Origin of the sequence: Pantoea sp. PNA 03-3 (genome assembly GCF_003201175.1) — a bacterium.
GTDB classification, from domain to species: Bacteria; Pseudomonadota; Gammaproteobacteria; order Enterobacterales; family Enterobacteriaceae; genus Pantoea; species Pantoea stewartii.
In genome coordinates this window covers 13,968-33,386 of sequence record NZ_QICO01000001.1, presented here as the reverse complement: position 1 = coordinate 33,386, position 19,419 = coordinate 13,968, and the positions used below count along the sequence as shown (strand labels likewise).

General features: G+C 53.6%; 16 protein-coding genes and 1 pseudogene. 5 read left to right on the top strand and 12 right to left on the bottom strand.

The window, feature by feature from the left end; genetic code table 11:
* Position 1: 1 nt before the first annotated feature.
* From efeO to putP, 3 genes are all read right to left on the bottom strand, one after another.
* Positions 2 to 1,123: an iron uptake system protein EfeO gene (efeO, locus tag C7433_RS00130; protein ID WP_110267409.1), complete on the bottom strand. Its 1,122-nt coding sequence runs from the start codon at positions 1,121 to 1,123 to the stop codon at positions 2 to 4.
* A gap of 50 nt (positions 1,124 to 1,173) precedes the next feature.
* Entirely contained in the window at positions 1,174 to 2,001 is an 828-nt protein-coding gene (efeU, locus tag C7433_RS00125) for an iron uptake transporter permease EfeU (RefSeq protein ID WP_033742028.1), read from the bottom strand.
* 190 nt (positions 2,002 to 2,191) lie between these two features.
* Complete coding sequence (putP, locus tag C7433_RS00120; protein ID WP_039342584.1) at positions 2,192 to 3,676, bottom strand: sodium/proline symporter PutP; 1,485 nt, start codon at positions 3,674 to 3,676, stop codon at positions 2,192 to 2,194.
* A gap of 441 nt (positions 3,677 to 4,117) precedes the next feature.
* Between putP and putA the strand changes: the two genes are divergently transcribed.
* Positions 4,118 to 8,074 carry a trifunctional transcriptional regulator/proline dehydrogenase/L-glutamate gamma-semialdehyde dehydrogenase gene (gene putA / locus C7433_RS00115; protein ID WP_110267408.1) on the top strand — a complete coding sequence of 1,319 codons (3,957 nt, stop codon included), beginning with the start codon at positions 4,118 to 4,120 and terminating at the stop codon, positions 8,072 to 8,074.
* 210 nt (positions 8,075 to 8,284) lie between these two features.
* Here putA and C7433_RS00110 read toward each other — a convergent pair whose 3' ends face one another.
* From C7433_RS00110 to C7433_RS00065, 9 genes are all read right to left on the bottom strand, one after another.
* On the bottom strand, positions 8,285 to 9,364 hold the full coding sequence (locus C7433_RS00110; RefSeq protein ID WP_110267407.1) for an acyltransferase family protein: 1,080 nt from the start codon (positions 9,362 to 9,364) through the stop codon (positions 8,285 to 8,287).
* A 411-nt stretch (positions 9,365 to 9,775) separates the two neighbouring features.
* Positions 9,776 to 10,858, bottom strand: a complete 1,083-nt coding sequence (locus tag C7433_RS00100; RefSeq protein ID WP_058707981.1) for an acyltransferase family protein — start codon at positions 10,856 to 10,858, stop codon at positions 9,776 to 9,778.
* 237 nt (positions 10,859 to 11,095) lie between these two features.
* On the bottom strand, positions 11,096 to 11,848 hold the full coding sequence (gene tcyN / locus C7433_RS00095) for an L-cystine ABC transporter ATP-binding protein TcyN (RefSeq protein ID WP_006118892.1): 753 nt from the start codon (positions 11,846 to 11,848) through the stop codon (positions 11,096 to 11,098).
* A complete protein-coding gene (gene tcyL / locus C7433_RS00090) occupies positions 11,845 to 12,513 on the bottom strand; it encodes a cystine ABC transporter permease (protein WP_033742036.1) in 669 nt (222 codons plus the stop codon). The genes tcyN and tcyL overlap by 4 nt, the downstream gene beginning before the upstream one ends.
* Positions 12,513 to 13,313: a cystine ABC transporter substrate-binding protein gene (gene tcyJ / locus C7433_RS00085; protein ID WP_033742037.1), complete on the bottom strand. Its 801-nt coding sequence runs from the start codon at positions 13,311 to 13,313 to the stop codon at positions 12,513 to 12,515. The genes tcyL and tcyJ overlap by 1 nt, the downstream gene beginning before the upstream one ends.
* Positions 13,314 to 13,445: 132 nt before the next feature.
* Positions 13,446 to 14,432, bottom strand: a complete 987-nt coding sequence (locus C7433_RS00080; RefSeq protein ID WP_058707979.1) for a D-cysteine desulfhydrase — start codon at positions 14,430 to 14,432, stop codon at positions 13,446 to 13,448.
* 191 nt (positions 14,433 to 14,623) lie between these two features.
* A complete protein-coding gene (fliZ, locus tag C7433_RS00075; protein ID WP_039342604.1) occupies positions 14,624 to 15,127 on the bottom strand; it encodes a flagella biosynthesis regulatory protein FliZ in 504 nt (167 codons plus the stop codon).
* Positions 15,128 to 15,177: 50 nt separating this feature from the next.
* Positions 15,178 to 15,900 carry an RNA polymerase sigma factor FliA gene (locus C7433_RS00070; RefSeq protein WP_006118887.1) on the bottom strand — a complete coding sequence of 241 codons (723 nt, stop codon included), beginning with the start codon at positions 15,898 to 15,900 and terminating at the stop codon, positions 15,178 to 15,180.
* 143 nt (positions 15,901 to 16,043) lie between these two features.
* On the bottom strand, positions 16,044 to 17,012 hold the full coding sequence (locus C7433_RS00065; RefSeq protein ID WP_033742043.1) for an HNH endonuclease signature motif containing protein: 969 nt from the start codon (positions 17,010 to 17,012) through the stop codon (positions 16,044 to 16,046).
* 342 nt (positions 17,013 to 17,354) lie between these two features.
* On the opposite strand from C7433_RS00065, the pseudogene C7433_RS00060 reads away from it, so the two are divergent.
* The 4 genes and pseudogenes from C7433_RS00060 to C7433_RS00045 form a co-directional block, all read left to right on the top strand.
* Positions 17,355 to 17,483, top strand: a pseudogene (locus tag C7433_RS00060) (sugar phosphate nucleotidyltransferase); the annotation flags it as partial.
* Complete coding sequence (locus C7433_RS00055) at positions 17,481 to 17,672, top strand: dTDP-4-dehydrorhamnose 3,5-epimerase family protein (RefSeq protein WP_226374530.1); 192 nt, start codon at positions 17,481 to 17,483, stop codon at positions 17,670 to 17,672. The pseudogene C7433_RS00060 and the gene C7433_RS00055, both read left to right, overlap by 3 nt.
* Positions 17,672 to 18,538: a dTDP-4-dehydrorhamnose reductase gene (gene rfbD, locus C7433_RS00050; protein WP_110267405.1), complete on the top strand. Its 867-nt coding sequence runs from the start codon at positions 17,672 to 17,674 to the stop codon at positions 18,536 to 18,538. Before C7433_RS00055 ends, rfbD begins: the two co-directional genes overlap by 1 nt.
* Before the next feature lie 12 nt (positions 18,539 to 18,550).
* Positions 18,551 to 19,393, top strand: a complete 843-nt coding sequence (locus C7433_RS00045) for a WcbI family polysaccharide biosynthesis putative acetyltransferase (protein WP_110267404.1) — start codon at positions 18,551 to 18,553, stop codon at positions 19,391 to 19,393.
* The last annotated feature ends 26 nt before the right edge of the window (positions 19,394 to 19,419 follow it).

The window sequence follows — 19,419 nt, the reverse complement described above, 5'->3', positions numbered from 1 at the left end:
ATTAGTTCAGGCCCAGTGTGCCACGCAGTAGGGAAAGATCTTCCGCCAGAGCGGTGATCGGCCCTTTCAGCGCCGTGCGGTCAGCCTGGGTCAGTTTTTCATAGGATTCATAACCTTTCTGCGTGCGGTATTTATCCAGAATCGCATCCACTTTACCGAAGTTAGCGTCTATTTTTGCTAAAAGCTGTGGGTTCGCCTGCTGCAGTACCGGACGTAAAAGTGTGACAATTTTTTGTGCGCCATCCACATTCGCGCGGAAATCCCACAGATCCGTGCGGCTGTAGCGATCCTCTTCGCCAGAGATTTTGGTCGCCGCCACCTCTTCAATCAGCCCGGCGGCTCCGCCCACCACTTTCGCCGGAGGAAATGCCAGTTCACTCACGCGTTGTTGCAGGTCATGCACATCGTGATTTAACTGGTCGGCATAGCCTGCCATGTCTTTCGTCGTGTTATCTGCAAACAGGGCTTTTTCGAGACGATGGAAGCCGGTAAATTTCGGATCGTCGGCTTTTTTCTCGTAATCATCTTCGCGGGCATCAATACGACCATCAAGGTCAGAAAACAGCTCCGCGATCGGCTCAATGCGCTCGTAGTGCTGACGGGTGGGCGCAAATAACGCTTTGGCTTTAGCCACATCACCGGCTTTCACCGCATCCGTAAACGCCTGCGTGCCGGATACCAGCTGACTCACTTCCTCAGTGACATAAGCTTTATAGGCATTAATGGGGCCCGCCAGTTGCATCAGTTCGGGTTTGCCTTGTTGCGCACTTTTGCTCCCGGTGCCCTGCACGATCAGTTTGCCTTTCGGGTTCGTCAGCAGGCCACAGGTCATGTCATATTCCCCGGCTTCCAGGTTGGCCGTCAGTTTCTGGCTAAAGCCCGGCGCAATATTTTCGCGCTCTTCGACCACCATCACGCCTTTGAGAATTTCCCATTCCAGCGCTTTTTGGCTGTTATTTTTAATCAGAAACTGAGTTTTACCGGCCTGTACCGTAACTGACATGGGCTCACACTGTTTGTCCGTCACAGTGACGCTGACCTGCGGAATGGCTGCAGCCAGTGAAGAGCCAGAAAACGCCAGCAGAGAAGCCAGTACCGCATTACGGTTAAAACGCATCATCATATTTTTTCCCTGTTCAGTCAGAGGCGCGGCTGACGCGCCGGGTAAACGCGTTAGCGCGCAGCTGCTGAGGTATCAGCGCGTGCAGGCATAACAAACAATAATAAAGCGGGGATCAGATAGAGCAGCCAGACAGCGACTTCACTGACGCTGGGCGCTTCCTGATAGCCAAGCATGCCTTCCAGCACTGTGCCAAACAGCGAATGCGTGGATAAGATCGGGCTCATATCAAAGGCCACCTGCTGAAAATGGTTCCACAGCCCTGCCTCATGAAAAGCGCGAATAGCCCCTGCCGCCAGGCCTGCTGCCACCAGCAGAATGAAAATACTGGTCCAGCGGAAAAAGTGCGCCATGTTCAGACGCAGGCCGCCCCAGTAGATCAGCATGCCCAGCACCACCGCCGTGGCCAGCCCCAACACCGCACCCAACGGCGGCGCATAACCGACATCCTGCGTGAACGCGGCTAGCAGAAAGAACACTGATTCCAGCCCTTCGCGTGCGACGGCCAGAAACACCATCATCACCAGCGCCAGGCCGCCGCCGGCCGATTTATGCAATGCCTCGTCGACGGCGTGTTCAAGTTCCCGTTTGATATTGCGCGCGACCCGGCGCATCCAGAACACCATCGAGGTCAGGATAACGACCGCGATTACCGCCACGATACCTTCAAACAGCTCTTGCTGTTTCTGCGGAAACTCACCCGTGGTCTGGTTGATAAAGATACCCAGCCCAAGGCAGAGTGCGGCGGCAATAAAGACGCCTGCCCACATCGCAGGAAACCACTGAGTGCGCTGAGTGCGCTTCAGATAACTGGCGATCAGGCTGACGATCAACGCGGCTTCAAGCCCTTCGCGCAGCATAATGAGAAACGGAACGAACATCGCCAACCTCTTGAATGTTAACCGGCGTCAACGACGCGTAAAGTTACGTAAAAACGAACGATACCGATTATCATTACCACTCAAAAAAATACAAGTTCCACAACGAAATAATTTCGTAACTGTCTGTGCCAGATAACGGGCAAAAAAAAGCCTGCCCTCGCGGGGGCAGGCGGTGGAAAAAAGAAGGCGATTACTTCGTCTGGAACTCGGCCTCAGCGGCATCGAAACGTGCCATCGCCTGGGTTGACGGTGCGCGACTCGCCAGGCTAAAGACGACGATGGCGAGACTGGCCAGGATAAAGCCCGGAATGATTTCGTACAGACCGAGCCAGCCATACTGCTTCCAGACCACCACGGTCACCGCACCGACAACCATGCCCGCTAATGCGCCATTGCGGTTCATACGTTTCCAGCACACGCCGAACAGCACAACCGGCCCGAACGCCGCACCAAAGCCCGCCCATGCATAGCTGACCAGGCCTAATACCCGGTTTTCAGGGTTGGCGGCCAGCGCGATGGCAATCAGCGCGACCAGCAGCACCATCAGGCGACCGACCCAGACCAGTTCTTTCTGGCTGGCATTTTTGCGCAAAAAGCCTTTATACAGGTCTTCGGTCAGGGCGCTGGAGCACACCAGCAGTTGGCAACTGAGTGTCGACATGACGGCCGCTAAAATGGCTGACAGCAGAATCCCGGCAACCCAGGGGTTAAACAGAATACGTGCCAGCTCAATAAAGACACGCTCGCCGTTTTGAGTTACACCAGCGGCCTCGCCCGGGTTGTTCTGGAAATAGGCGATACCAAAGAAGCCAACCGCGACGGCGCCGGCCAGACACAAAATCATCCAGGCCATACCAATACGGCGCGCGGTACGAATTGACCGGTGTGAATCCGCCGCCATAAAGCGGGCCAGAATATGGGGCTGGCCAAAATAACCTAATCCCCAGCCCAGTAGCGACAGGACCGCAACCACATTCAGTCCTTTGAACATATCCAGGTTTTCCGTGCTTTTAGCCTGAATGACTGCCAGCGAATCGCTTAAACCGCCGACGGCCATGATGACGATAAGCGGCGTCAGAATCAGGGCGAAGATCATCAGGCTGGCCTGAACGGTATCTGTCCAGCTGACCGCCAGGAATCCGCCCACCAGCGTATAGAGAATGGTCGCCGCCGCACCGGCCCATAAGGCCGTGGCGTAGTCCATTCCAAAGGTGCTTTCAAACAGGCGCGCACCGGCAACCACACCGGAAGCACAGTAAATGGTGAAAAACATCAGGATGACGACCGCAGAAATCACACGCAGAATTTTGCTGCGATCTTCAAAGCGGCTGGTGAAAAAGTCGGGCAAGGTTAAGGCGTTATCATGATGTTCTGTCTGGACGCGTAAACGACCCGCGACAATTTTCCAGTTAAGCCAGGCACCAATAATCAGACCAATGGCGATCCAGCTTTCTGAAATGCCGGAGAGAAAAATGGCACCGGGTAAGCCCATCAGCAGCCAGCCGCTCATGTCAGAGGCACCCGCTGACAGCGCGGTAACCACACTGCCCAGGCTGCGACCGCCCAGAATGTAGTCATCAAAGTTTTTGGTTGAGCGCCAGGCAATAAAACCGATGAGCACCATCCCGAGGATATAAATTAAAAAGGTCACCAGCATGGGTGTACTTACTGTCATGTGTTTCTCCGTTATTATCCGATCTCTTAAGAGAAATCTTTTCCTGCGCCACCGGAACGGGGTAGCGTCAGCGTATTACCGCATCGATAAAAGACCCGTTTCCCTTAAGGCGCGGTATCCTGCCGTAAAGGCACGTTCTACACAATGCATTTAACACATCCGTTACATCAGTTTCACCTCTCTCCCTGTTTTAAATGTTCACAGGTTGCGCCCGCTCACACTTAAGTTGCACCTTTACCACCACAACCCTGTTTAAATTGAAGGGGGTTGCAACATTGGCGAGTTTCTTGCAGCAAGATTTGTGCCGCTTTTAAATGTTAATGGCAAAAGCGGCGGTAAAGTGTGGAAGCAAGGTCACATTTAACACGGTTGCACAAAGTTGCAACATGAGTGATAGTGCAGCCCTTGCTCTGGTAAAAAACGTTTTAAGGAACAGAAATCATGGGAACAACGACCATGGGGGTGAAGCTGGATGAAGCCACCCGCAGTCGCATTAAACTGGCGGCACAGAAAATGGATCGCACGCCGCACTGGCTGATTAAACAAGCGATCTTTAACTATCTCGTGCAGTTAGAAGCCGGTGAAACAGTGGAAGAGATTCCCCTGCAGCTCAACGAATCGGTTTCTGATGAGGTCGCTGCGGACGAGATGGTTCAGCCGTTCCTTGACTTCGCAGAGCACATCCTGCCGCAGTCGGTAGCCCGTTCGGCCGTGACGGCCGCCTGGCGTAGACCGGAAACCGATGCCGTTCCCATGTTGCTGGAGCAAGCCCGCCTTCCCGCTCCGCTGGCTGAAAAAACCCGGCAGCTCGCCTTTACCCTGGCAGAGAAGCTCAGGCACCAAAAAGGGGCAACCGGACGCGCCGGTATGGTGCAAAGTCTGCTTCAGGAGTTTTCATTATCTTCACAGGAAGGCGTGGCGCTGATGTGCCTGGCGGAAGCGTTGCTGCGTATTCCGGATAAACCGACGCGCGATGCGCTTATCCGTGACAAGATCAGTAACGGCAACTGGCAGTCGCATCTGGGCCGCAGTCCATCCATGTTTGTTAACGCCGCCACCTGGGGCCTGTTATTTACCGGCCGCCTGGTCTCAACGCATAACGAAGCGAATCTGTCGCGCTCGCTCAACCGGATCATTGGCAAGAGTGGTGAACCGCTGATCCGTAAAGGCGTGGATATGGCGATGCGCCTGATGGGTGAACAGTTCGTGACGGGTGAAACCATCGCCGAAGCACTGGCTAACGCCCGTAAGCTTGAAGAGAAAGGTTTCCGTTACTCTTACGATATGCTGGGCGAAGCCGCCCTGACCGCCAGCGATGCGAAAGCCTATCTGGTTTCGTATCAGCAGGCGATTCATGCGATTGGCAAAGCCTCCAATGGCCGCGGCATTTATGAAGGCCCGGGCATTTCAATTAAGCTCTCTGCCCTGCACCCGCGCTACAGCCGTGCCCAGTACGACCGGGTGATGGATGAGCTGTATCCGCTGCTTAAGTCGCTGACGCTACTGGCCCGCTCTTACGACATCGGCATTAATATTGATGCAGAAGAAGCCGACCGCCTGGAAATCTCTCTTGATATGCTCGAAAGGCTGTGTTTTGAGCCTGAACTGGAGGGCTGGAACGGTATCGGCTTTGTCATTCAGGCCTATATGAAGCGCTGTCCGTTTGTTATTGATGAGCTGATCGACCTGGCGCAACGTAGCCGCCGCCGTTTGATGATTCGTCTGGTGAAAGGCGCTTACTGGGACAGCGAAATTAAACGCGCCCAGATGGAAGGCCTGGAGGGCTATCCGGTGTACACGCGCAAAGTGTATACCGACATTTCGTACCTGGCCTGCGCGCGCAAGCTGCTGGCGGTGCCGAACCTGATCTATCCGCAGTTTGCCACGCACAATGCGCACACCCTGGCCGCCATTTATCAGCTGGCAGGCAATAACTACTATCCGGGTCAGTACGAGTTCCAGTGCCTGCACGGCATGGGTGAACCGCTGTATGAACAGGTGGTCGGCAAGGTCGCAGACGGTAAACTTAATCGTCCCTGCCGTATTTATGCCCCGGTCGGTACGCATGAAACGCTGCTCGCCTATCTGGTGCGACGCTTACTGGAGAACGGCGCGAATACCTCCTTCGTTAACCGCATCGCCGATACGTCACTGCCCATCGACGAACTGGTCGCCGATCCGGTTGCCGAAGTGGAAAAACTGGGTCTCAGCGAAGGAACACTGGGCCTGCCGCACCCGAAAATTCCGTTACCACGTGACCTGTATGGTGAGGACCGCGTGAACTCCGCCGGTCTTGATATGGCGAATGAACATCGTCTTGCGTCACTGTCCAGCGCGCTGCTGAGCGGTGCTACCGAAACGTATGTGGCGCAACCGCTTATCGACGGCCCTTTAACGGGAGGGGAAAGCGAGCCAGTGCTCAATCCGGCCGTCCCTGCGGATGTGGTGGGCACCGTGCGCCAGGCATCCGAACAGGAGGTTTCCCTGGCCATTGAGGCCGCCGTTAATGCCGGCCCTATCTGGTTTGCCACGCCGCCGCAGGAGCGTGCCGCCATTCTGGAGCGCGCCGCACAGCTGATGGAAAGCCAGCTACAGCAACTGCTGGGTCTTCTGGTGCGTGAAGCCGGAAAAACCTATAACAACGCCATTGCCGAGGTGCGTGAAGCGGTCGATTTCCTTTATTACTATGCCGGCATTGTGCGCCATGATTTCGATAACGAAACCCACCGTCCGCTTGGCCCGGTAGTCTGCATCAGCCCGTGGAACTTTCCGCTGGCCATTTTTACCGGCCAAATCGCCGCGGCTCTGGCGGCAGGTAACAGCGTGCTGGCGAAACCCGCCGAGCAAACGCCGTTAATTGCCGCACAGGCCGTCAATATTTTACTGAGCGCTGGCGTGCCCGCCGGTGTACTGCAACTGCTGCCGGGTCAGGGCGAAACCGTGGGGGCACAGCTCACCGGCGACGAACGGGTGCGCGGCGTCATGTTTACCGGCTCTACCGCCGTTGCCACGCTGCTGCAACGCAATCTGGCGGGCAGACTCGATCCGCAGGGCCGTCCGACACCGCTGATTGCGGAAACGGGCGGAATGAATGCCATGATTGTGGACTCCTCCGCGCTGACCGAACAGGTGGTTGTCGACATCGTGGCATCGGCCTTTGACAGCGCGGGACAACGCTGCTCCGCCCTGCGTCTGCTCTGCGTGCAGGAAGACGTCGCAGACCACACGTTAAAAATGCTGCGTGGCGCGATGGCGGAATGCCGCATGGGCAACCCGGAACGCCTGTCCACCGACATCGGTCCGGTGATTGATCAGGAAGCCAAAGCCAACATCGAACGCCATATTCAGGCCATGCGTAATAAAGGCTTTAAGGTCTACCAGACGGCACAGGATAACCCACATGACAGCAAAGAATGGGCCACAGGCACCTTTACAGGCACCTTTGTGAAACCAACGCTGATTGAGCTGGATAAGGTCAGCGATCTGACCCAGGAAGTGTTTGGTCCTGTCCTGCACGTGGTGCGTTTTACCCGCAGCAACCTGCCGCAGATCGTTGAGCAGATTAACGCCACAGGCTATGGCCTGACCCTGGGTGTTCATACGCGCATCGACGAAACCATCACGCAGGTCACCGCCAGTGCCAAAGTGGGTAACCTGTATGTTAACCGCAACATGGTCGGCGCGGTCGTCGGTGTGCAACCCTTTGGGGGCGAAGGCCTCTCAGGTACCGGTCCAAAAGCGGGCGGCCCACTGTATCTTTATCGTCTGCTGGCTAACCGCCCGGATGAGGCGCTGAGCACCACCCTCGCCCGTCAGGATGCGGAACGTCCCGCAGACAACAGTCAGCGTCAACGCATGTTAGCGCCGCATCAGGCACTGACCGACTGGGCAAAAGATAAGCCACAGCTGTCTGCGCTGTGTCAGCATTATGAACAGCTGGCGCAGGCCGGTACGGTTCGTCTGCTGCCGGGCCCAACAGGAGAGCGCAACACCTTCCTGTTACTCCCGCGCGAACAGGTGCTCTGTCTGGCAGATAACAACGACGATGCGCTGATTCAGCTGGCTGCGGTAACCAGCGTCGGCAGTCAGGCCCTGTGGCCGGATGATGACCTGCATCGTACGCTGCTTAATACCTTACCGGCAGCAGTGAAGAGCCGTATTACCCTGGCGAAGGATCCGCTGACCGCGCAGTTTGATGCCGTGATTTATCATGGTGATGCCGACCAGCTCCGCAGCCTGTGCGAGCAGATTGCGGCGCGTGAAGGTGCGATTGTCTCGGTACAGGGATTTGCCCGCGGTGAAACCAACCTGTTACTGGAACGCCTGCTGATTGAACGCTCTTTGAGCGTCAACACCGCCGCCGCGGGCGGTAACGCCAGCCTGATGACGATCGGTTAACTGTCGGCGCGTTTCATTCTGGTTGTGATCAAGGTTCATGCCTGGCATGAACCTTTTTTTATGACGGATGAAAAACCCGCGGCCGTTGAGCGCCTCAGCAGTGGAGAAGTGCGAAGGGATTCGCGCTATCAGGTGGTCTCTGCGCGCACATCCCCCGCATACGCAATCCGGACGCGCCGCAGAGACAGGTGGCTGACATGCGTACAACGGTCAGGCTGCCGGAATGGAAGGCCGTTTCATCAGATGTGGCAAGCGAAACAGCGCGCGTCCCGGTCCCCGATTCAGCAATGACCAGACCGCCATGGAGCACAAGGCGCAGATTGTAACCATCACCGGAGGATAGAGACAGGCCCAAAGCCATGAAAAGCCTGCCAGCTCAAAAAGCTGGTGACGTTGCGCATATAAAATCGCCGTCATCCCGAAATATTCAATGAAAATACGGTGAATAACGTAAAGGGGTAAGGTATGGCGGCCTGTCCAGTTCAGCCAGGCCATACAGCCCAGCTGGCTTAACCATCGGCAGGCGGCCACGCTGGCCAGAATGGCAATCAGACAGAGAAAAAGACGGCTGTTCAAATCAAGCAGGCCCTGTAGTACAGCCAGCAGTCCCAGTAACAGCCACGGCAACCTGTTCTCCCGTCGCCCTTCGCTCAGTCGTAGCATGGGTGCCCACCAAAATGCGCCCAATACAAAAAAGATAAAATACTGCGCCAGACTTTGCGGTCCCCAGAACGGGATACTCTTTTCGACCGCCAGATAGTTCAGCACAGCGGCTACGATAAGCAGCGGGATTTTGTAATGTTGAAACCATTTGGCGCACAGGAAATAGAGTGCCAGACCATATAAATACCAGGCGGTACTCATGGCGAGAAAGGTCAGTCTGAGAAATTCTGAAAACGAACCTGCATAGGCCGCATTAAGATTTTGCGAAATACGCTGTCCGGTAATTTCAGTCGCGATGCCGGAAATGGATCCCCACTGAATAACGCCCCATAACAGATAAAGGTAAAACAGATTCATAATGCGGCTGGTGGCGACAGACTGCCAGGGCCGGTGAAGAATGGCATGACTGGCCAGCAGACCCGATACAAAGAAAAAGGCGGGCATGCGCAGCGGTGACAGTAGCAGGTTAAACCGGACCCACAGTTCAGCCGGGAGCAGGCCCGCGGTCAGATGTGTTACCGTATCATCAAAGCCGGGTAATACCGTGTGATACAGAATAACCAGCAGGATACACAGGCCTTTGAGTGTATTAATCCAGGCAATTTCTTCTTTTTCTTTGCTCATCATCGGCACATTTCCGCTGCGGTGAAACGGCAATTCACATCGCCTTCTCTTGTGCGAAAAGTATTCCGTATGTTCTTTCTGCTGAATGTAGCGAAAGTCTTAAATACCCGCGTTGCGGTGCGTTTCGAACCGTACTTTACACTTAAAAGGATTTATTGACACTGCGCCCGGCAAGCGCGTTTTCCTTTCCTGTCTGGTTATCCTTATGACATAAACCGAGGCCCTGCTCTGCTTTCAACAGGCGTACCTTTGGGACTGACGTAGGCGCTTTTATTCCGTTTTCCCGATAAAAAATGGCTTCACAGTCAGGCGTGCGCTGACCTGGCTCCGGGCTCGCGGGCATGACGGGCATGACGGGCAACGGAGAAGTGATCTGGCGGATGAAAAAAGGGGCCAGCACGCTGGCCCGGATCTTCAGGATAAGGTTTGCGTTTCAGGCTGACGCTGACTGACCAGGCGTGGATGGAGAAACAACATACGTCCCGGCCCGCGATTAAGTAACGACCAGACCAGCAGCGACAGCAGTGTGCATACCGCCACACCGGTCACCGGCATCAGCAGCGCCCAGGCCCAGCTAAAGCCGGCATTGCCGAACCAGCCGAAATGCAGCGCCAGTGTGATAGCGCTCAGTCCGAGCAGCTCGATAAAAATGCGGTGTAACACATAGATTTGTAATGTATTTCGACCGATAGCGTTCAGCCAGGTCATTCTGAAATGCGCATTGAGAAAACGACACAGCACGATGCCAAACACGATCGTCAGCAGGCTGTAAAACGGGTTTTTATAGATGCCACCTGCATGATGGGCGATGCCGACAAGTGCAATCGCGCCAAGCCACAGCCAGTGACGTCCCTTAAGGGCGCTCAGTTCAATTAGCCTCGCGCTGAAAAATACGCCCAGCAGGAAATACAGAGAGTTCTGCGCCACGCTGGCCGGGCCCCATCCGGGGATCAGGTTAAACTGCGCAGCGTAGTTCGCCGCTATCGCCGCCGCCAGCAGAACCCTTTTCTGTTGATGGAAAAGCTTAGTCACCAGGAAAAACCCTGCCAGCGCGTACAGGTACCACAGGCTGGTCATCGACAGCATCAGCAGCTTAATAAACTCAAGAGGCGAATCCGCATAGGCGGCATTTTTGCTACTGGACAGCCGTTCGCCTAAATGGGTGGAAATGTAGTGGATACTCAGCCACTGAATCACGCCCCACAGCAGGTAGAGGTAAACAATATTGCTGAATTTTTTCGTAAACACTTCCTGCCAGCTTTTCTTCACGACCGCGTTAGCGGCCAGCAACCCAGACACAAAGAAGAAAGCGGGCATACGCAACGGCGAGAGCCAGGTGTTAAACGCCACCCATCCTTGTGCCGGTAGCAGACCCGCGGTCAGATGATGAAGCGAGGGTGCGAACGTGGTGATGATGGCGTGATGCAGTACGACAAGTAAAATGCACCCTCCTTTGAGGGTATTGATCCAGAGGATTTCCTTCCTGGGGTGAGTCATTATAACGTCCCGACAGCGCGATGAATTTGTGAAGAATTATTAATATTTTCACTGTCACCTCAATCGGGGAGGTCTTAAAATTTACACTCTGTTACGTCATTGAAACATCACTCCGTATAACCGAAGCGATAACAACAGGTTAAGGAAAGACCAGCCGTAAATTTTCAGAAGAAACTGAGCGCGCAGGCAGGAAAAAAATAAATAAAACGCCGCCCGTCTCGGGCGGCATTTTGGGGATTATTGATTAAGAAATTTATCCAGAAACTGTCGGGTACGCGCCTGCTGAGGAGCGCTGAACAACGCTTTGGCCGGGCCCTGTTCTACCACGCGGCCCTGATCCATGAAAATCGCCCGGTCAGCGACATCACGGGCAAAGCTCATCTCATGGGTCACAATCACCATCGTGCGCTTTTCCTGCGCCAGCGCCCGGATCGTATTCAGCACTTCGCCCACCAGCTCGGGATCCAGCGCCGAGGTCGGTTCATCAAACAAAATGACTTCAGGCCGCATGGCAAGCGCGCGGGCAATGGCAACACGTTGCTGCTGTCCGCCGGAAAGACGACGTGGATAGCTGTCTTCTTTACCCTGCAATCCCACTTTTTCGAGCAGGCCACGCGCCCGCGCGACCGCGTCCGCTTTGGTTTCGCCTTTGACGATGACCGGCCCCTCAATAATGTTTTCCAGCACCGAGCGATGCGGAAACAAATTGAAGTTCTGAAACACAAACCCCACCTGCTGACGGAGTTGGCGCACCTGTTCTTTCTGCTTATTGATCCCCAGACTGGCGTCAATCGTAATATCGCCGACTTTGATGCGCCCGGCCTCAGGCACTTCAAGCAGGTTGATGCTGCGCAACAGCGTCGTTTTACCGGATCCGCTCGGGCCGATAATCGCCACAATTTCACCCGGCGCAACATCCAGATCGATGCCGTGCAGTACCGTTTGGCCGTTAAACTGTTTCACCAGTTGGCGCACTTCAATGGCACTCATTTCGCCTCCTGATCCTGACGGTTAACGTGTGCTTCGAGCCGGTTCTGTAAGGCAGACAGCACGGTAGCCATGATCCAGTAGATAACCGAGGCCGCCAGATACATCGTAAATACCTCCAGCGTACGTGAGGTAATCAACTGGGCCTGACGAAATAACTCCGGTACCTGAATGGTCGCCGCCAGTGAGGTATCTTTGACCAGGCTGATGAAGCTGTTACCCAATGGCGGTAAAGCGGTACGGGCAGCCTGAGGCAAAATAACCCTGCGCAGCGTTTGCCACGGCGTCATGCCAATGCTGGCCGCCGCTTCCCACTGGCCACGCTCAATCGCCGCAATGGCACCACGAAGCGATTCCGATGCATAGGCTGCTGTATTCAGCGACAGGCCAATCATCGCGGAAGGAATTGGATCCAGCTCAATGCCAAACTGGGGCAGACCGTAGTAGATCATAAACAACTGAGCGATAAGCGGCGTGCCACGAAAAATCGACACGTAGATACGTGCCAGCCAGCTGATGGGCCAGAAGCGCGACAAGCGCATCAGCGCCAGCACAAAGCCCAGTATCAGCCCAAAAAACATCCCGCCAATACTGAGCTGAAGCGTAAACAGCGCGCCTTTAAGAAGGAATGGTGCTGAATCCAGCACCAGTTGTAAACTTTCCTGCATTATTGCGTAACGTCCGCGCCAAACCATTTCTCAGACAGCTTTTTAAGCGTGCCGTCTTTCTGCATCTCTGCAATCGCCTGGTTAATGGCTTTCAGTAAATCTTCGTTACCTTTACGCAGTGCAACGCCCGCTTCAAGACGCGAGAACGCAGGGCCAGCGACGGCCATCGTGTCACCGGTTTTCTTCACCAGATCCAGTGCCGCCAGACGGTCCACCAGAATCGCATCAACGCGACCTGAACGCAGATCCTGGTATTTGGTAGGATCGTCATCATAGGTACGAACATCGACACCTTTCACGTTTGCACGTAACCACTGCTCGTAGTTGGTGCCCAGACCGACGCCCACTTTTTTACCTGCCAGATCTTCGGGGCGGGTGATGCTGCCGGCATTTTTCTTCAGCGTCAGCGCCTGCACGCCCGAAATGGTGTACGGTGTGGAGAAGTCATATTTCTTTTTACGCTCATCGGAAATGGTGACCTGATTAATCACCACATCGATACGTTTGGAATCCAGCGCGGCCAGCATGCCATCCCATTTTGTCGGTTTCAGAACGGCTTTCACACCCATGTGTTTCGCCAGGTCCTGGGCGAACTCCACCTCAAATCCGGTCAGCTTGCCTTTTTCATCCTGGAAACTGAAAGGCGGATAGGTGCCTTCCAGGCCCACACGCAGTTCGCCTTTACTTTTCACTTGCTGCAGCAAATCTTCTGCGGCAAAGGTTTTAACACTAACGCCAGCAACCAGCGCAACCGCCATCATTCCCGTCACCAGCTGGCGACGAATCTGTGAGAAAGCCATGTGTACCCCATTTATTATTCGTGAGTGTGCTGTTGAGCGGCTAAACCCCGTTTGCCGCTCTGTCATTATGGGCGTTATTTACCTGAGACAGCAAAATAACGGCCGGATTATAAACCTTTTTTTCGCGACGTCTCAGACCGAAGGGTGATAAGCAAATAACGCGGGCGCACCGCCGGTATGCACAAACAGGAGCGGTCCTTCGCGGCGGAAACGATTCTGACTGATCCCATCAATTAACCCCGCCATCGCTTTGCCAGTATAAACCGGGTCGAGCAGGAGGCCTTCCAGCCGGGCCAGCAGCTTGATCGCCTCTGTGCCCTCTTCATTTGGCTCGCCATAGCGTGGCCCAAAGTAGTCATCCCACAGCGTCACCGGGGCCTTTGCCTCTACCGACAACTGCGATGCCAGCGCCTGACGAATAGCGTCCACTTTCGGCAGCTGTTCATCACGCTGACGCGATACGGTCACGCCCACCAGCTCGGTTTGCGGCATGAGGTGTTCCAGCCCAATGGCCAGCCCCGCATGCGTTCCGGCACTGCCAGACGCGACAACTACCGCAGCAAAATCCACCACGCCTTCACTTTGATGCACGATCTCCTGGGCGCACTCTACGTAACCCAGCGCGCCTAGCGCGTTTGATCCACCAACAGGCAGGGTATAGGGTCGAAAGCCCTGCGCCTCAAGGCGTTCCGCCTGTTCCGCCAGTTGTGCGGCAGGATCGGTCAGTGCATCAACCATCACTACTTCAACGTCCATCAGTTCCAGCAGCAGCCGGTTACCGTTAGTGAGGTAATTCTCGCTCTGGGTCGCGATGGGGTTTTCAAGTAATGCCACGCATTTCAGCCCAAGTTTGGCCGCGACCGCAGCGGTCTGACGCACGTGGTTGGACTGGATCGCACCGGCGGTGAGCAGCACATCGGCCCCCTCACGCAGCGCATCGGCCGCCAGGAACTCCAGCTTGCGCAGTTTGTTGCCGCCCAGCGCCAGCGGCGTTACATCGTCGCGTTTGATAAAAATGTCACGACCTAAGAAGTCCGACAGACGGGGTAAAAATTCCAGAGGCGTGGGCGCACCCAGAAGTTCAATACGGGGAAACTGATGAATAAGATGTAAAGACAATGCGGCCTCCAGTCAGGCACAGAGCAGTTATCATTACAGTGTTACAGAAGATGAAGAAAGGATCATCCTGAATTGAGGTCAGGAACGTGGAAGACGGGAATGCACAACATCCCCACGTTTCTTCCGATGGTGAGAAGAAACGTGGGGCGGGAAATCGACTGACCGTGCATCCTGTGCCCGGCATTTTTCCCTTAACGTTGCTGCCAGCCTAAGAACTGGTCATATTTGCGCAGCGCAATTCGATAATTATTGTTGCCTGCATCGGGTAAATCTTCTTCCAGGCATTGATGCCAGCTATTGCCTTTCAGTTTTTCTGCCGGAAAATTTCGCGCCTTCAGCATATCGTCAAGCCGACGTAACCGAACCACATACTCACGAATCGTGCTTGGGCTCATTTCCGTCTGCTCGAACAGATATTGTTTAAACGCCATAATGTCAAAATAGTTAGGATGTGTATTACAAAAAATATCGCTGCAAAAACGACAAAGTGCCGTTAATTCTGGCTGCAGTTTTAGCCAGAGTGGCTCATCAATCATTTGGTCCATCCGTGCGATGGCCTCTTTATTGATGATCTGGCCACGAAAAACCAGCGCCATTCGGTCTAGTACTTTGCCACAGTGTGAACAATTGGTTTGGCTGTGTTTATAGTCTTTAAGATAGCGACTTAAAGGTCTGGCTTTGGTTTTGGCTCCCACTGTTGAGTCCCCGATTTCTTATATTTATAGATCTCCAGGAACTGAGCCTTCTAGCGCGCTCCCGTAAGTCGGGCACGCAAGCGTTTAATCGCCTGACTGTGCAGTTGGCTGACCCGGGATTCCCCGACATCAAGTACCGCGCCAATCTCTTTAAGATTCAGTTCTTCCTGGTAGTACAGTGTCAGCACCATTTTCTCGCGCTCAGGCAACGCCTCGATCGCTTCTATGACGCGTTCACGCAGACTCCCTTCCATTAACTGATGAAGTGGATTGGCCTCTTCGTGCCCTTCCGTCACCAGCTCCGCACTGTCACCGTGTTCTTCCCGATACTCGTCGTATGAAAAGAGCTGACTGTTGTTGGTATCCAACAGAATCTGCCGGTACTCTTCTATCGAAACATTCAACTGTTGCGCGACTTCCTGCTCGGAAGCGGCCCGACCCAGCATCTGCTCAACCTGATGCATGGCTCCGGCTACCTCACGTGCATTACGTCTGACGCTGCGTGGCGCCCAGTCCCGGCTGCGAAGCTCATCAAGCATTGCGCCACGAATGCGCTGGACTGCATACGTGGTAAAGGCGGTACCCTGAAGCGCGTCGTAGCGCTCCACCGCATTCAACAGACCAATGCCCCCGGCTTGCAGCAGATCGTCAAGTTCCACACTGGCAGGCAGGCGAACCTGCAAGCGCAGTGCTTCATGACGCACCAGTGGGACGTAGCGCTGCCAGAGCGAATGTTTGTCCATCACGCCTTCGGCGGTATAGAGATCGTTCACGTTGACTACCCTGCGTTAATGAAGTTATCGGCATGATTATGCAATTCTGTAGGACTTTCGATTGGCAGAATAGGCGGGATAAACCGAGGTTATTTCAAATTTGTGATGTTTCAGAGCGGAAGATTCCGCTCTGTCTCAACAGGCTAACCTAATGACAGTAAACGTTGACGAGTGGCGGAGGGCACGCGGTCCCATAAAGCACAAATCTGCCCTTCCATTTCCTGATAAAAAGGGCTAATGCTTTCGCGGGTTTTTTCATCCCCATTAAAACGGACTTTGCCGGAATCACCATCAATACTAATCATTCGGTTAACAAAAAGTCGCTGTAAATCGCTGCGCAGGAACAATCCGTTATCCACACTGTTATCCGCCAGAAAACCTTCATCATTCTCTCGCGTATCAATATGGCAGGCTTCCACCCATGGCCACTGATGCTGATCGATCAGGCTGGTGCCGGTAATGACACAGGCACCATAACGGGCTTTCACGGCGGCCATAAATTCGGCCTGGCTGGCTCGCTGCAGCACTTTAGCCTTTACCCGCCGCCCGACTTCAGTACCAGGCATCACTGCGGCGGGTGTTTTATGTCCGGGTGTACTCAGTACCACAATAAACTGGATACGCTGTGATTGCGGAAAGCACGGATTGGAGTGCATGTTAAACAACTGCCACCAGGCATCGTCGCCGTCTTCTCGCATCAGCACCAGTTTGTATCCCCGGCTGTTGATCAGGTTCTGCGCCTGTGCTGAATGGGGATCGATCATGGCATATACGTAGCTTTGGCCAATCACTTTCCACAAATTCTCCGCTTTGTCCTGCTCTCCCCGGCGGAAATAGTGAAAAGGAGCCTGCTGCTTCAGGTAATACTCAAAACGGCGCAGGTAATTTTTACGTTCATTGTCGTTCGCAATAAATAACAGGTCTTCCAGCGGACTGTTGCTCTCTTCCTGTGCGAAGACAGCACGAATCTTTAGCGTCCGAAAGCTGGTCGAAGGACTCAGCAGCGCTCGCGCTGTTAATTCTTTCTCATCAGGGTATTGCTGTGCATAGCGCCGGGCGATCTCCTCGAAGGAAAGCCGTTCACCCGGTAGCAGGTCATAGTTGAAGCGCATAACCACCCCAGAACACGCGAAGTTGTAGCCAAATTAAACTTATCCTGAAGAGTGTTATCGGCACCATCTGTATGAACTGTAACGTTTATCCAACTTTTATCGCGCCGAAAACTCTAATCCACAATCACTTCCTTCTGGTTGACGCGATTTGCATTACTGCGCGATAAAATGTGCCCGCTTCGCTTATGCTGATTTATTTCATTAGCCGCTATGGATGCGGGGACGGACTTATCCTTGACTTTACCCGCTTTTTTGTCGGTTATTCGTGCCATTACTTTCACTCGAACACTCGTATTCTTTCACCATCACGCTGCACGCGCAGACGAGTTATGAAGGAAGCGAATGATGAAAGGCATAGTACTGGCAGGCGGAACCGGTTCCCGACTGCATCCGGTGACCTGTGGCGTCTCTGAGCAACTGCTGCCGGTCTATGACAAGCCCATGCTCTCTCTTCCCCTTTCACTCTTGATGCACTTGCATCCATTCGTCTCGCGCCCGGACATTGCTGATTTTGAATATACCTGTCCTCACTATGACAATCCTAAGGATGAAGCCTGCCTGATGTGGAATGCCCCTGATGTTGCGATTCAATGGTCTGTCGAACAGCCGATATTATCGGTGAAAAATCAACAAGGACTCTCATTGCAGGAGTTGGTGTAATGCGCGTTTTACTTACAGGTGCTTATGGTCAGTTGGGGCGCTGTTTACTGGATCGTTTTCCCGCCGACTGGATTACGCTGGCGTGTGGTTCGGCGGAACTGGATATTACCGATCGCGTTGCCGTTGTGCGCGTGGTTAAAAAATTTAAGCCCGATGTCATTATGAATGCAGCGGCTTATACCGCCGTTGATAAAGCAGAAACCGACCGGACACGTGCCTTAAAGATCAATGCGATTGGCCCTGAAAATCTGGCTCAGGCCGCCAAAATGATCGGGGCGCGTTTCATTCATATTTCCACAGATTATGTTTTCGACGGGGTGAAAAGAACGCCCTATACCGAACAGGATCCGCCCTGCCCGATTAATTTTTACGGCCTGAGTAAGTGGGAAGGTGAAAAGCGCGTCTTTGAGGTCCTGCCCGAGGCGATCGTGATCCGTACTTCATGGATGTTCAGCGAATACGGTAATAACTTCGTCAGTACCATGCTTCGTCTGGCGCAGACACGTTCCGAGTTACATGTGGTGAACGATCAGTATGGTTGTCCGACCTACGCGGGTGATTTAGCCCAGGCCATGATCACGCTCGCCGACATGCCCGAAAAGCATGGTCTTTACCATTATTGTGGCGACGTTGCCGTCAGCTGGTGCGAATTCGCTCAGACAATCTTTGTCGCGACGCAACAGGACGTGGTCGTGCATGGCATTATCAGCTCGCACTATCCGTCTGCGGCGATTCGGCCGACGCGCAGTGTGATGAACAGCGACGCTCTCAGCACCATCGGCATCCCCCCCTCAGACTGGCAGGATAAACTTCGCCTCTGTCTGAATCACCTGGCGACCCCCTTTCCCTACGCGAATACTTTATAAGGAGATAATGTAATGAAAGTAGCAACGATTGGTAACTGTCAGCTCGAAGTCGTTGGTCAGTTATTAAGTAATTATTCTGAGCTTCATCGTGGCGCAATAACACACGTTGTTAATACACCTCTGTATAAACTTGATGCTCAGCGAGACATTATCAATCTGATGCACGAACTTGAAAGCTGCGATCATATTTATATGCAGTATCATTCTGAACGCTGGGGTTTGCTGTCAACCGCGAAACTGACCGAGTATTTCGATATCCGCATATTACCCACAATGGAATCAAGCGTATCAGCACCGCAGCTAGGGTATTATTCTGCTGCCGTGCCCGATTTAATGGTGTATGTTGATTACCGTTTTTTGCATCTCTATTTGACCGCACATGCCTGTGCGGATGCCGTTGCTGCGTACCACAATGTCAGTTACGACGCGGCCAGGCAGCATAACATGATCATGGACGACGCTAATCGCTACCAGCGGTTGTTCAAAGAAGGTAAGGTGGCGTTTGATTATTCAGACTTTTATAGGGACGCCCTGTTAAAAGATAAACATTGCTACAGCACGGTAAGCCACCCCAATAACAAACATTTAAGCATTTTCTTTAGTGCAATCTTTTTTGATTTATTTAAAGAGAATAAGAACTTCGATCTTGGCGGCAACGATTTGCTTAAAAACTATATTGCTCCAGAGGTAGGCAGTGGCGAACAGCATTATTTCATGATGCGCGAAACAGGGCTTTCTCTGGCCTGTAAAATTAACTATCACTTCTTTTCTTCACAACCGCGTGAACAACTCTCAGAAGCCTTACTGCGTTCCACTTATTATCGTAGCCTGAAATCCGGCTATCAAAACCTCTGAGCCTTTGCTGTAAGCCTGAAGATGCA

Coding starts and splice junctions, on each gene's coding strand:
- C7433_RS00065 (WP_033742043.1), bottom strand. CDS start 17,012: ATGCGCTTCAACTATGACCTGCTACCGGGTGAACGGCTTTCCTTCGAG.
- efeO (WP_110267409.1), bottom strand. CDS start 1,123: ATGATGATGCGTTTTAACCGTAATGCGGTACTGGCTTCTCTGCTGGCG.
- putP (WP_039342584.1), bottom strand. CDS start 3,676: ATGACAGTAAGTACACCCATGCTGGTGACCTTTTTAATTTATATCCTC.
- tcyJ (WP_033742037.1), bottom strand. CDS start 13,313: ATGGCTTTCTCACAGATTCGTCGCCAGCTGGTGACGGGAATGATGGCG.
- tcyL (WP_033742036.1), bottom strand. CDS start 12,513: ATGCAGGAAAGTTTACAACTGGTGCTGGATTCAGCACCATTCCTTCTT.
- putA (WP_110267408.1), top strand. CDS start 4,118: ATGGGAACAACGACCATGGGGGTGAAGCTGGATGAAGCCACCCGCAGT.
- C7433_RS00045 (WP_110267404.1), top strand. CDS start 18,551: ATGAAAGTAGCAACGATTGGTAACTGTCAGCTCGAAGTCGTTGGTCAG.
- C7433_RS00055 (WP_226374530.1), top strand. CDS start 17,481: ATGCACTTGCATCCATTCGTCTCGCGCCCGGACATTGCTGATTTTGAA.
- rfbD (WP_110267405.1), top strand. CDS start 17,672: ATGCGCGTTTTACTTACAGGTGCTTATGGTCAGTTGGGGCGCTGTTTA.
- efeU (WP_033742028.1), bottom strand. CDS start 2,001: ATGTTCGTTCCGTTTCTCATTATGCTGCGCGAAGGGCTTGAAGCCGCG.
- C7433_RS00110 (WP_110267407.1), bottom strand. CDS start 9,364: ATGATGAGCAAAGAAAAAGAAGAAATTGCCTGGATTAATACACTCAAA.
- tcyN (WP_006118892.1), bottom strand. CDS start 11,848: ATGAGTGCCATTGAAGTGCGCCAACTGGTGAAACAGTTTAACGGCCAA.
- C7433_RS00100 (WP_058707981.1), bottom strand. CDS start 10,858: ATGACTCACCCCAGGAAGGAAATCCTCTGGATCAATACCCTCAAAGGA.